This window comes from Streptomyces sp., from assembly GCF_036566765.1.
Classification (GTDB): Bacteria; Actinomycetota; Actinomycetes; order Streptomycetales; family Streptomycetaceae; genus Streptomyces.
On record NZ_DATCVQ010000684.1, the window covers coordinates 1 to 12,555 of the forward strand.

Here is a 12,555-nt window from a genome sequence, read left to right on the forward strand (position 1 = left end):
GGGAAGCCGGATGCGCTGGTACTGCTTGCGCGTGCGGGTCGTCGTCGGTACGAAGACCCTGTCGGCGGTGAGCTGCGTCAGCAGCCCCGCCGCGCTCTCCGTCATGTACGACAGCGGCTTGCGCTCGTGGACCTCGACGCAGAGCAGACGCGGGGCCTCGGCATCGGGCATGGTCAGCCCGAGGGCCGCCGACGAATAGATCAGCGTACGGTCGAGATCGCTGGCGATGAGGACGCTCACTTGGCGGCCACCGCCCTGCCGTCGGCACCTGTCGCGCCCCGTGTGTAGCGGGGGTGGATCAACCCCACGCAGGTGAACGGGAGTTCGTCGACCTCCTCGACCGGTACGCCGCGCTGCTCGGCGAGCAGCCGTACATGGTCGAGGTCGGCACCCGCGCCGCGCTTGGCGAGGATCTTCCAGGGGACGCGGCGCAGCAGGACGCGGGTGGTCTCGCCGACGCCCGGCTTGACGAGGTTGACGTCGTGGATGCCGTACTCCTCGCTGATCCGCTCGACGGCGGCCCAGCCCTCCCAGGTGGGGGTGCGGTCGGCGGCGAGGAGTTCCTTGGCTTCGGCATCGACGGTGTCGACGACCTCGTCGAAGCGGGCGGCGACGGCGTCGAGGAAGTCGTTGGAGACGTCGGCGCCGGCCAGTTCGCGGTAGTACTTGCCGCCGTGGAAGTCGTCGGGGCCGACGAGGTCGGCGCGCAGCACGGTCCGCGATATCAGCCCGGAGACGGTGGAGTTGAGGCAGGCGGAGGGGATGAGGAAGTCCTCGCGGGTGCCGTAGGTGCGGACGCAGGAGCCGGGGTCGGCGAGGACGGCGATCTCGGGGACGAAGCCTTCGAAGTCCTTGAGGGCCTCGGCGAGTTCGCGGGTGATGGCTCCCTTGCCGGTCCAGCCGTCGACGAAGACGACGTCGGCGGGGTCGTGGTGGGCGGCGAGCCAGCGCAGGGCGTTGGCGTCGATGCCGCGGCCGCGCACGATGGAGACGGCGTAGTGCGGCAGGTCGAGGCCGTGCCGGTACTGGGCCCAGCGGCGCATCAGGACGCCGACGGGGGTGCCGGCGCGGGCGAGCGAGACGAGCACGGGCCGGCCAGACCGCTCGGCGAGCACGGTCTCGGTGACGGTGCCGACGGCTCGGGCGATGCGGGCGGCCGAGGTCTCCAGGGCCGCGTGGAAGAGCTGCTGGTACTGCTCGCTGGGCTGGAACTCGACCGGGAGGGACTCGGCGTAGTGGGCGCCGCCGCTCTGGATCGCCTCCTCGCGCTCCTCGGTGGGGGCTTCCAGTTCGACGTCGGAGAAGTCCTGCAGCAGCCAGCCGACTTCCTCGGGGGCGTACGAGGAGAAGGCGGGACCGCGCAGCGGCTCGGGCAGCATCGAGGCACCTCGGGGGGTGTGGGAAGGGACGACGGCGAGCACGACGTGCGGGATGTGCGCGGCGAGCCGGGCGAGCAGCCCGTCGGGGCCGTGGAGTTCCGGCGTGTCGGCGGTGGAGTCGATGACGGCGACGACGGCGTCGAACCCGGCGCCGGCGACGTTGTACGCGTAGCGGTCGCCGGGGCCGTCGGCGGGGGTGTCGTGCGCGGGGAAGACGAGTCGGGTGCGTATCGCGTACCCGGGGTCGTCGACGGCGAGCACGGGCGAGCGGGTGGTGGTCGAGTACGAGACGTCGGCCCCGGTCTCCTCCAGCGCGTGGGCGAGGCGGAGCGGGGCGTACATCAGCTCCTCGTTGCCGAGGACGTGGACGCGGGGCGGCCGGCCGCCGTCGGCGGACCCCGTCTGCGGCAGCGCGGCGGCCAGGCGGGCCGCCATGTCCGGCAGGGCGGCCTCCAGGAGGGCCCGGTGGGCGGGGGTGAAGCCGTGCCGGCCGCCGTCGGGCACACCGGCCGGCCAGCGCAGGTCGACCCGTACGGGGGCGGCGGGGCCCTCGGCCGGCGGCGCCGGGACAGCGGCGGCGGAGGCGGTCGGCGTCTCGTGGGCCGCAACCAGCTCCTGGGCCGCGACCAGCTCGTGGGCCGCAACCAGCTCGTGGGCCGCGACCAGCTCCTGGCCCTTGGCCAGGACGCCCTCCGGAAGGCGGACGGTGCCCCGGGCGCCCGTCACCAGGTCGATCCGGGCGCCGATCTCCTCGCCGAAGGCGGCCAGCCGGCCGGCGTCGGCGGGCGAGCGCATGTCGACCAGAGCCACGACCACGTAGCGGTCGCGGGGGTAGCGGCCGTGCAGGTCGCGGATGGTGTTCAGGACGGTGTTGCCGGTGGAGAACTCGTCGTCGACGAGGACCAGCGGGCCGGGGCCGGCCAGCAGCTTGGGGTCCTCGGGCAGCAGCAGGTGGGAGGTGGCGTGGGAGTGGGCCTCCTCGAAGCCGCCCGCGCGGGCCACGCCCGCGACGGGACGGCGGGTCGAGTGCAGGTACGGGACCTGGCCCAGGCCGTCCGCGACGGAGTGGCCGAGGCCGGTCGCGGTCTCCGCGTACCCGACGACGACCGCGTCCGCCGCGGCCGGGCCGAGCAGCTCCCCGGCGCGTGCGCCGAGGGCGTGCCCGTACCCGTAGACGACCGACGGCCGCTGCGGGACGTGCTTGCCCAGCACGTTCGAGACGAGCAGATGCGCCCGCTTCGGGTTGCGCCGCAGGGCGAGACCGAGGAGGTCCCGCAGATCACCGTCTCCGACCAGTTCGACGCCCAGTCGCTCGGCGACCCACGTTCCCGTCCACTCCACGTCCTCGTTCACCCTTCGTCAGCCGGCCAGTCCGGCGGTGAGCAGCTCCACGAAGCCGACGTCCTCCCGGGCGACGCCGAACACCTCGGCGCGCAGCAGGGTCCGCTCGGCCCACGCGCGGTGGGGCTTCACTTCGTTCATCTTGTTCGTGTAGGCGGAGCGCAGCACTCCGCCGCCGCCCCGCTCGGGCCGCAGGATGTCCTGGGCGTCGCTGAACTCCTCGTGGCTGACCACGGAGAGCGCGTGCACCGGCACCACGTGCGAGGGGTGGATGCAGGTCTTGCCGAGCAGCCCGTTGGCCCGGTCGAGCTCGATCTCGCGGAGCAGCCCGTCGAGGTCGTGCTCGATGAGCGCGGTACGCAGCTCCTCGGCCCGCCCCTCCAGGAAGGGGCTGCGCCGCAGCTGCGGCTTGAACATGCGCTCCTGGGCGCGGAAGTACTCCCAGACGGGCCCGGTGATGGTGAACCCGGTGCCGTCGGAGCGGCCGAGCACGTTCACCACATCGGCGATGACATGGGCGACGAGCTGGACGTCGTACGCGGTCATGTCGGGCGAGCGGCGCAGCCCGTAGGCGGAGCAGAAGTCGGTGACGCCGAGGCGCAGCGCGAGGACCCGGTCGCGGTACTTGTCGACGATCCGGGCGATGCCGGTGAGCGTCTCGGCCCGGGTCTCCAGGTGGAGCAGTTGCGGGGACTCGAGCACGGGCATGGCGAAAAGTCGCTGTCCGCTCGCGTTCTCCGCGGTGGTGAGGGCCTCCAGGAAGGCCGCGCCGCGCTCCTCGGTGAACTTCGGCAGCACGAATCCGGACAGCAGCCGGACGCTCTCGCCCAGCCGGTCCACGAGATCGGGGATCTGCCGGGGCTCACGGACCCGGATGAAGAGCAGGGGCGATTCCCCGCCATCGGCCGCGCTGCGGGCGGCCAGCTCGGCGAACTGACGGACGAGGTTGGCCTCGGCGGCCTCCACGTCGTGGTCGTCGATCGAGTCCTCCAGGCACAGCACCATGGAGAGGACGCCGCGCGCGACCTGTTTGCGCACGTCGTCGGCGAGTTTGGGACGGGTCGCCGGGCTGTAGAGCGTGGCGCCCAGGGCCGCGGCGAGTGTGCGCGCGGACGAGTCGGCCGTGAACTCGGCCGGCTCCTGGTGGAACAGCCCAGCCCGCGAAGCGGGCGGGATGTGCCCGAAATGACGCATGTAGATCCCCCGACTGGCTTCCGTGGCCGCGACGACATGTGGCCGGTAATAGTACGTAGGTGCGGGTGTCAAGAGTTCCCCGAGTGCATGAAATCCAGGTAACTCGTCTGTGTCCCTCCCCTGCCGTGTGCGTAGTACGCGCGACGCGTACGGGCCCCCGCGTTGTCCGAGGGGGAGGCGGGGAGGCAGGATGACGACCATGACGCACGCGATGCTGAAGGGCTCCAACGTCCCTCTCGACACCGCGGCCGTACGGGCCGTGCTCCGCTGGACCCCGGGCCCCGGGGTCCCCGACGTGGATGCCTCCGCCCTGCTGCTCGGTGCGGACGGGCGTGTGCGTTCGGACGAGGACTTCGTCTTCTACAACCAGCCGCGCCATCCCTCGGGCCTGGTGCGGCGGTTGTCGAAGAAGCGGGAGGCCGACGGGCTGACCGACACGATCGAGGCCGATCTGGGCACGCTGGACGCCTCCGTGGACCAGGTGGTGATCGCCGCGTCCTCGGACGGCGACTCCTTCCGCTCCGTGAGCGATCTGCGGATCCTGCTGTACGACGCGGGCGACGCCGGCCGCGAGCCGCTGGCGCTGTTCGACGTGAAGGCGGAGACCGGCGAGGAGACGGCGATCATCTGCGGCGAGCTGTACCGCCGCGGCAAGGGCTGGAAGTTCCGCGCGGTGGGCCAGGGCTATCCGACGGGCCTGGTCGGTCTCGCGACCGCGTTCGGCATCTCGGTGGACGAGGCGACCGAGGAGCCCGCCGCCCCGCAGACACCGGCCCGTCCCGCGCCCTCCGGGGCCGATTCCGACGCGACCGTGGTGCACACCCCGATCCCGCCGCAGCCCGCCACGCCCCCGGCGCCGGCCTCGGCGCCCGCCTACGGCTATCCGCAGCCGGTCACCTCGTCCATGCCACCCGGCCCGGCCCAGGAGTTCCGCCTGCCGCCCATGGGCCCGCAGTTCGTCCGGCCGTAGCGGCCGTGCGGGGGCTTCCGCCCGCAAGCGCGCGTGCGCCGGTAAGACCGGCTCCGGCGACACGCGTCAGGCCTTGGTCTTGAAGCCGCGGCCCCACTGGAGTCCCCAGCCGTACAGCCGGTCCAGTTCGGCCTGGAATCCGTACACGAATTTGACCTCCCTGCGGACCACCAGTTCGTCCTTGACGTTCTCCACCGTGAACACGGCGCAGGAGCGGGCCTGCGGGGCGCGCTCGTCCAGTTCGATCTCGATCCGCGGCCCGTTGCTCGGGTAGAGCGTCATCTTGGCGTGGGTCCGGTCGAAGGCGGGCGTCTGGTCGTAGATGTAGACGAAGAACAGCAGCCGCTTGATCTTGTCCTTGTGGTCGAGGTTGACGTAGATCGTCTCGCCGGAGGGCGAGCCGAACCGGTCGTCGCCGCTGAGCTTCACGTACGGCGCCGCGTTCACGTCGCCGAAGTAGCTGCCGAGCGGCTGGACGACGCCCTTGCTGCCGTCGGTCAGCTCGTAGAGGCAGCCGATGTCCAGGTCGACGTTGACGACGCCCTGGGTGTGGCCCTGGACGACCTCGGGCTTGAAGAGCTTGGACGGGTGCCGCAGCAGCCGGCCGCTCTGCTTGGACCGGCCCTCGATGTCCGAGGTGCGCATCCGCCAGGAGAGGTTGACCCGCAGGTTGCCGGTGGCGGCGCCCTGCTTGGTCAGCGAGACCGTCGGCCGCCGTTTGGTCAGCTCGATCGCGTTGCTCGCCGCGCTGCCCGAGTCGAACTGGGCGGCCCTGCCCTGCCACAGACTGTCCCAGAAGGCCATGCCTCCCACCCCCACCTGTCCCGCTGTACCGCTGTCCCGACATGAGCCGCGGGGCGGCCGGGTGCACCGGCCGCCCCGCAGAGAAGCGTTCCTCACAGCCAGGGGTGTCACACCCCGGACGACACCTCGGTCTTGTCGCCGGGGGCCTCAGCTTTTCCCTCGGCCGCCGCGAGGGCCTTGTTGCGGCGCACCGAGGACCAGAAGGACCAGGCGATCAGGGCGACGCCGATGCCGCCGGTGACGACCTCGGGGATCTCGTACTGGATCGTCACCAGCAGGAGCACGGCGAGCGCGCCGATGGCGTAGTGGGCGCCGTGCTCCAGGTAGACGTAGTCGTCGAGGGTGCCCTGGCGGACCAGGTAGACCGTCAGCGAACGGACGTACATGGCGCCGACGCCGAGGCCGAGCGCCATCAGGACGATGTCGTTGGTGATGGCGAAGGCGCCGATGACGCCGTCGAAGGAGAACGACGCGTCGAGGACCTCGAGGTAGAGGAACATGAAGAAGGCGGCCTTGCCGGCCAGCTGGACGACAGACACCTTCTTGCCGCTGCGCTCGGCCTCTTCCTCGGCCTCGTGCTCGCGCTCCTCCTCCTCTTCGAGCTTGTTCTCGAAGTAGCCGGAGAGGCCGCCGACGACGAGGTAGGTGATCAGACCGGCGATGCCGGAGATCAGCACCGTCTGCGCCTTGTCGACGTGCGTGCCACCGTGCTGGTGGGCGTTGGTCGCGAAGGTCATGGCGCTGACCAGCAGGACGACCAGGGCGATGCAGACCGACAGCATGTCGACCTTGCCGAGCTTGGCCAGCGGCCGCTCGATCCAGCGCAGCCACTGGATGTCGCGCTCCTCGAAGATGAAGTCGAGGAAGATCATCAGCAGGAACATGCCACCGAAAGCGGCGATCGACGGGTGAGCGTCGGTCACGAGTTCCTGGTAGCGGTCGGCGTCGTTGAACGCGAGATCGACGGCCTCTATGGGGCCGATCTTGGCGCTGATCGCGACGATCACGACGGGGAAGACCAGCCGCATGCCGAAGACCGCGATGAGCACGCCGATGGTGAGGAAGATCCTCTGCCAGAAGGCATTCATCTTCTTCAGGATTCCGGCGTTGACCACCGCATTGTCGAAGGACAGCGAGATCTCGAGGACGCACAGGATCGCGACGATCCCGAACGCTTCCCACCCCCCGTAGAGCACCGCTGCGACCAGGCCGAGCGCCGTGATGGCGAACGACCAGCCGAAGGTTTTCAGAACCACTGTCTACCCCATCGTCTTAAGTACGCGGCTTTACGAAACGTTGACCCCGAAGTCTAGAGCGATGCCCCGGAGTCCGGACGCGTACCCCTGGCCTACGGCCCTGAACTTCCATTCGGCGTTGTAGCGGTAGAGCTCGCCGAAGATCATCGCGGTCTCGGTCGAGGCGTCCTCGGAGAGGTCGTAGCGGGCGAGTTCCTGGCCGTCGGCCTGGTTCACCACGCGAATGAAGGCGTTGCTGACCTGCCCGAAGGTCTGGCCTCGGTTCTCGGCGTCGTGGATCGAGACCGGGAAGACGATCTTGTCGCAGTGCATCGGGACCTTCGTCAGGTCCACGATGAGCGACTCGTCGTCGCCGTCGCCCTCGCCGGTGAGGTTGTCACCGGTGTGCTCGACCGAGCCCTCAGGGCTCGTGAGGTTGTTGTAGAAGATGAAGTACTCGTCCCCCAGCACGCGACCCGACTGGCAGAGCAGCGCGCTCGCGTCGAGGTCGAAGTCCGCTCCGGTGGTGGAGCGTGCGTCCCAGCCGAGGCCGACGAGCACCTGGGTGAGATTGGGTGCGGCCTTGGAGAGGGAGACGTTGCCTCCCTTTGCGAGCGTGACGCCCATGACGATGTTTCCTCCCCGGTCAGGTGTTGCTCTCTAGAGGCACGTCCGGCGCCGCACGGATCGTGCGGCGCCGGACGGTGTGGTCACGCGGCTCAGACGTTGACGCCGAAGTCCTGCGCGATGCCGCGCAGGCCCGAGGCGTAGCCCTGGCCGACGGCGCGGAACTTCCACTCGTCGCCGTTGCGGTACAGCTCGCCGAAGACCATGGCGGTCTCGGTCGAGGCGTCCTCGGAGAGGTCGTACCGGGCGATCTCGGCGCCGCCGGCCTGGTTCACGACGCGGATGAACGCGTTGCGCACCTGGCCGAAGGACTGCTGGCGGTTCTCGGCGTCGTAGATGGACACCGGGAAGACGATCTTGGCGACATCCGCCGGAACGCCGGCCAGGTTGACCTTGACCTGCTCGTCGTCACCCTCGCCCTCACCGGTGAGGTTGTCGCCGGTGTGCTCGACCGAGCCGTCCGCGCTCTTCAGGTTGTTGAAGAACACGAAGTCCTGGTCGTTACGGACCTTGCCCTCCGGGCTCACCAGAATGGCGCTGGCGTCCAGGTCGAAGTCCGTACCGGTGGTGGTGCGGACGTCCCAGCCGAGACCGACGGTGACGGCGGTCAGGCCAGGGGCCTCCTTGGTCAGCGAGACGTTGCCGCCCTTGCTGAGGCTGACTCCCACGAGTCCCTCCATTGGTTTCCAGGGGCAGCGCCCCCGTCGTGCGTTGGCATCGGATCAACGATTGGATCCTAGTGAGCGGTTCCCGACGTGGGCAGTCTTTTGCAGGGTGTCGGGTCGCGGAGGCCGGATCAGAGGGTGTCGAGCGCCTTGAGGTACTCGCCCAGGTCCCGGGCGTCGGGCAGGGCGTTGACGACGGTCCAGCGGACCACGCCCTCCTTGTCGATGATGAAGGTGCCGCGCACGGCGCAGCCCTTGTCCTCATCGAAGACGCCGTAGGCGCGCGAGGCCTCGCCGTGCTTCCAGAAGTCGGAGAGCAGCGGGTACTCCAGGCCCTCCTGCTCGGCGAAGATGCGCAGGGTGTGGATGGAGTCGTTGGAGACCGCGAGGAGCTGGGTGTCGTCGTTGACGAACTTCGGCAGGTTGTCGCGCAGCTCGCACAGCTCGCCCGTGCACACGCCGGTGAAGGCGAAGGGGTAGAAGAGGAGCACCACGTTCTTGTCGCCCTGGAAGTCCGAGAGCTTCACGGTGCGGCCGTGGTTGTCCTTGAGCTCGAAGTCCGGGGCCTTGGTGCCGACCTCGATCGTCATGACAGACGTTTCCCTTCACTGGGCCGAAGTAGTGAGACCCCAGACTACGCACGGAGCCCCCGCCGAACGCATTCGGCGGGGGCTCCGGTGCAGCGGTGGGATCAGCGCTTCGGGGTGGCCAGGCGGGTGCCCATCCAGTCCTTGGCGACGCTGATGCTCTTGGTCTGGGAGAGACCAGCTGTCTGCGCGGCATCGCTGATGTCGCTCGGCTCGATGTAGCCGTCGCGGCCGGTCTTCGGGGTCAGCAGCCAGATCACGCCGCCGTCCTCCAGCAGACCGATGGTGTCCACCAGGGCGTCGGTGAGGTCACCGTCCTCGTCGCGGAACCACAGCAGCACGACGTCGGCGACGTCGTCGTAGTCCTCGTCAACGAGTTCCTGGCCGATGATGGACTCGATGCCTTCACGGAGATCGAAGTCGACGTCTTCGTCGTAGCCGATCTCCTGGACCACCTGTCCGGGCTCGAACCCCAGCCTGGTGGCCGGGTTGGTCCGCTCCTCCGCGTGGTCCGCGGTCGCGCTCACGGCTTGCCTCCTGATCGTCTTGATGAATTGTGTTGCGGTCCGCGCGCGTGCGCACGGCGTTGGCCGTAGTCCACACGGGCTGGGCGGATCGCGCAAGTACCCGGCCCCCGAGACCGCCGAAACGGTGACGTTTGGGGCCGTCTCGCCGCAACTCCGGGGAGCCGCACCGTACGCTCCGTGATTGCACCCACACCCTTCGTCCTGTTTTAAAGCCTTCCGCGGCTTCAGTCTGCCGAACGCATCGACGAAACGCATGCGCGGCTTGGGCGTAAGGTTGCGATTTGACCGACCGGGAGGCCCCCCGGGGGTTACCTCTCGGTAGAGATGACGTTTGGGTCCACGGGGTGGACGATGGTGGCGGCGCGACAGCTCTGCGTATCCCCGACACCGTCACTCGATCCCTGACACCTTCACCCGTGGCTCCACCGACCAGCGAAGGAACAGCGTGGCTTCCGGATCCGATCGCAACCCGATCATCATTGGCGGCCTGCCCAGCCAGGTCCCGGATTTCGATCCCGAGGAGACCCAGGAGTGGCTCGACTCGCTCGACTCGGCGGTCGACGAGCGTGGCCGTGAGCGGGCCCGCTACCTGATGCTCCGACTGATCGAGCGGGCCCGTGAGAAGCGCGTGGCCGTGCCCGAGATGCGCAGCACGGACTACGTCAACACCATCGCCACCCGGGACGAGCCGTTCTTCCCCGGGAACGAGGAGATCGAGCGCAAGGTCCTCAACGCCACCCGCTGGAACGCCGCGGTGATGGTCTCCCGCGCCCAGCGTCCGGGCATCGGGGTCGGCGGCCACATCGCCACCTTCGCCTCCTCCGCCTCGCTGTACGACGTCGGCTTCAACCACTTCTTCCGGGGCAAGGACGAGGGCGACGGCGGCGACCAGATCTTCTTCCAGGGGCACGCCTCCCCCGGCATCTACGCCCGCGCGTTCCTGCTCGACCGGCTGAACGAGACGCAGCTCGACGCGTTCCGCCAGGAGAAGTCGAAGTTCCCCAACGGCCTTTCCTCTTACCCGCATCCGCGGCTGATGCCGGACTTCTGGGAGTTCCCGACCGTCTCCATGGGCCTCGGCCCGCTCGGCGCGATCTACCAGGCGCGGATGAACCGCTACATGGAGGCCCGCGGCATCGCCGACACCTCCAAGTCGCACGTCTGGGCGTTCCTCGGCGACGGCGAGATGGACGAGCCGGAGTCGCTCGGCCAGCTGACCATCGCGGCCCGGGAGAACCTGGACAACCTGACCTTCGTCGTCAACTGCAACCTGCAGCGGCTCGACGGTCCGGTGCGCGGCAACGGCAAGATCATCCAGGAGCTGGAGTCGGTCTTCCGGGGCGCCGGCTGGAACGTCATCAAGCTGGTCTGGGACCGCTCCTGGGACCCGCTGCTCGCGCAGGACCGCGACGGCGTGCTGGTCAACAAGATGAACACCACGCCGGACGGCCAGTTCCAGACGTACGCGACGGAGACCGGCGGCTACATCCGCGACCACTTCTTCGGCGACGACCACCGGCTGCGGGCCATGGTCGAGAACATGACCGACGACCAGATCCTGCACCTGGGCCGCGGCGGACACGACCACCGGAAGATCTTCGCGGCGTTCTCGGCGGCCAAGGCGCACAAGGGCCAGCCGACGGTGATCCTCGCCAAGACCATCAAGGGCTGGACCCTCGGCCCCAACTTCGAGGGCCGCAACGCGACCCACCAGATGAAGAAGCTGACGGTCGACGACCTCAAGGGCTTCCGCGACCGGCTGCACATCCCGATCACGGACGCGCAGTTGGAGAGCGGCCTGCCGCCGTACTACCACCCGGGCCGGAACTCCGAGGAGATCCAGTACATGCACGACCGCCGCGAGGGGCTTGGCGGGTACGTGCCCACGCGTGTGGTCCGCGCCAAGCCTCTGCAGCTGCCCGGGGACAAGGCCTACGAGGCCGTGCGCAAGGGCTCCGGCCACCAGTCGATCGCCACCACGATGGCGTTCGTCCGGCTGCTCAAGGACCTGATGCGGGACAAGGAGATCGGCAAGCGGTTCGTGCTGATCGCGCCGGACGAGTACCGCACGTTCGGCATGGACTCCTTCTTCCCGAGCGCCAAGATCTACAACCCGCTGGGCCAGCAGTACGAGGCCGTGGACCGCGAACTGCTGCTCGCGTACAAGGAGTCGCCGACCGGCCAGATGCTGCACGACGGCATCTCCGAGGCCGGCTGCACCGCCTCCCTGATCGCGGCCGGTTCGGCGTACGCCACGCACGGCGAGCCGCTGATCCCGGTGTACGTCTTCTACTCGATGTTCGGCTTCCAGCGGACCGGCGACCAGTTCTGGCAGATGGCGGACCAGCTCGCGCGCGGCTTCGTGCTGGGCGCCACGGCCGGGCGCACCACGCTGACCGGCGAGGGCCTGCAGCACGCCGACGGCCACTCGCAGCTGCTCGCCTCGACGAACCCGGGCTGCGTCGCGTACGACCCCGCCTTCGGCTTCGAGATCGCGCACATCGTCAAGGACGGGCTGCGCCGCATGTACGGCCCCGACGCCGAGGACGTCTTCTACTACCTGACCGTCTACAACGAGCCGCTCCAGCACCCCGCGGAGCCGGCCGACGTGGACGTCGACGGCATCCTCAAGGGCATCCACCGCTTCAAGGCGGGCGAGGCCGGCACGATCCCGGCGCAGATCCTGGCGTCCGGCGTCGCCGTGCCGTGGGCCGTCGAGGCCCAGCGGATCCTCGCCGAGGAGTGGAACGTGCGCGCCGACGTCTGGTCGGCCACCTCCTGGAACGAGCTGCGCCGCGAGGCCGTCCAGGTGGACGAGCACAACCTGCTCCACCCGGACGAGGAGCAGCACGTCCCGTACGTGACCCGCAAGCTCCAGAGCGCCGAGGGCCCGTTCGTGGCCGTCTCCGACTGGATGCGCTCGGTCCCGGACCAGATCTCGCGCTGGGTCCCCGGCCCGTACACCTCGCTGGGCGCGGACGGCTTCGGCTTCGCGGACACCCGGGGCGCCGCCCGCCGTTACTTCCACATCGACGCCCAGTCGATCGTGCTGGCGGTGCTCACCGAGCTGGCCCGGGACGGCAAGGTGGACCGCTCGGCGCTCAAGCAGGCCGTGGACCGCTACCAGCTGCTCGACGTGTCGGCCGCGCACCCCGGTGCCGCCGGCGGCGACGCGTAGCAGCACGTCAGGAGCGTGCGAGAAGCACGCAAGCGGCACATGAGGCAG

At 69.5% G+C, this 12,555-nt stretch carries 11 protein-coding genes; 2 read left to right on the forward strand and 9 right to left on the reverse strand.

The genetic code is table 11. From position 1 onward, the window contains the following. The 3 genes from VIU94_RS39585 to VIU94_RS39595 form a co-directional block, all read right to left on the reverse strand. On the reverse strand, window positions 1-240 hold a 240-nt coding region (locus VIU94_RS39585), incomplete at its 3' end, for an HAD family hydrolase (protein ID WP_524540665.1). Then, window positions 237-2,720 (reverse strand): phosphoribosyltransferase, encoded by a 2,484-nt coding sequence (locus VIU94_RS39590; protein ID WP_331919630.1) that lies wholly within the window; start codon window positions 2,718-2,720, stop codon window positions 237-239. The genes VIU94_RS39590 and VIU94_RS39585, both read right to left, overlap by 4 nt. Window positions 2,721-2,738: 18 nt before the next feature. Further along, on the reverse strand, window positions 2,739-3,914 hold the full coding sequence (locus VIU94_RS39595; RefSeq protein WP_331919632.1) for an HpcH/HpaI aldolase/citrate lyase family protein: 1,176 nt from the start codon (window positions 3,912-3,914) through the stop codon (window positions 2,739-2,741). A 190-nt stretch (window positions 3,915-4,104) separates the two neighbouring features. On the opposite strand from VIU94_RS39595, the gene VIU94_RS39600 reads away from it, so the two are divergent. Continuing rightward, window positions 4,105-4,884 carry a TerD family protein gene (locus tag VIU94_RS39600; protein WP_331919634.1) on the forward strand — a complete coding sequence of 260 codons (780 nt, stop codon included), beginning with the start codon at window positions 4,105-4,107 and terminating at the stop codon, window positions 4,882-4,884. 66 nt (window positions 4,885-4,950) lie between these two features. Here VIU94_RS39600 and VIU94_RS39605 read toward each other — a convergent pair whose 3' ends face one another. From VIU94_RS39605 to VIU94_RS39630, 6 genes are all read right to left on the reverse strand, one after another. Further along, entirely contained in the window at window positions 4,951-5,688 is a 738-nt protein-coding gene (locus VIU94_RS39605; protein ID WP_331919636.1) for a TerD family protein, read from the reverse strand. Window positions 5,689-5,795: 107 nt separating this feature from the next. Beyond that, complete coding sequence (locus tag VIU94_RS39610) at window positions 5,796-6,944, reverse strand: DUF475 domain-containing protein (protein ID WP_331919638.1); 1,149 nt, start codon at window positions 6,942-6,944, stop codon at window positions 5,796-5,798. Window positions 6,945-6,974: 30 nt separating this feature from the next. After that, window positions 6,975-7,550, reverse strand: coding sequence for a TerD family protein (locus VIU94_RS39615; protein WP_331919640.1), 576 nt, complete (start codon window positions 7,548-7,550; stop codon window positions 6,975-6,977). 92 nt (window positions 7,551-7,642) lie between these two features. Next, window positions 7,643-8,218: a TerD family protein gene (locus VIU94_RS39620; protein WP_331919642.1), complete on the reverse strand. Its 576-nt coding sequence runs from the start codon at window positions 8,216-8,218 to the stop codon at window positions 7,643-7,645. 128 nt (window positions 8,219-8,346) lie between these two features. Then, window positions 8,347-8,805 (reverse strand): peroxiredoxin, encoded by a 459-nt coding sequence (locus tag VIU94_RS39625; protein WP_331919644.1) that lies wholly within the window; start codon window positions 8,803-8,805, stop codon window positions 8,347-8,349. Window positions 8,806-8,906: 101 nt separating this feature from the next. Next, on the reverse strand, window positions 8,907-9,329 hold the full coding sequence (locus tag VIU94_RS39630; RefSeq protein WP_331919646.1) for a DUF3052 domain-containing protein: 423 nt from the start codon (window positions 9,327-9,329) through the stop codon (window positions 8,907-8,909). Between the two features lie 445 nt (window positions 9,330-9,774). On the opposite strand from VIU94_RS39630, the gene aceE reads away from it, so the two are divergent. Continuing rightward, window positions 9,775-12,507, forward strand: a complete 2,733-nt coding sequence (gene aceE, locus VIU94_RS39635) for a pyruvate dehydrogenase (acetyl-transferring), homodimeric type (protein WP_331919648.1) — start codon at window positions 9,775-9,777, stop codon at window positions 12,505-12,507. Window positions 12,508-12,555: the final 48 nt, after the last annotated feature.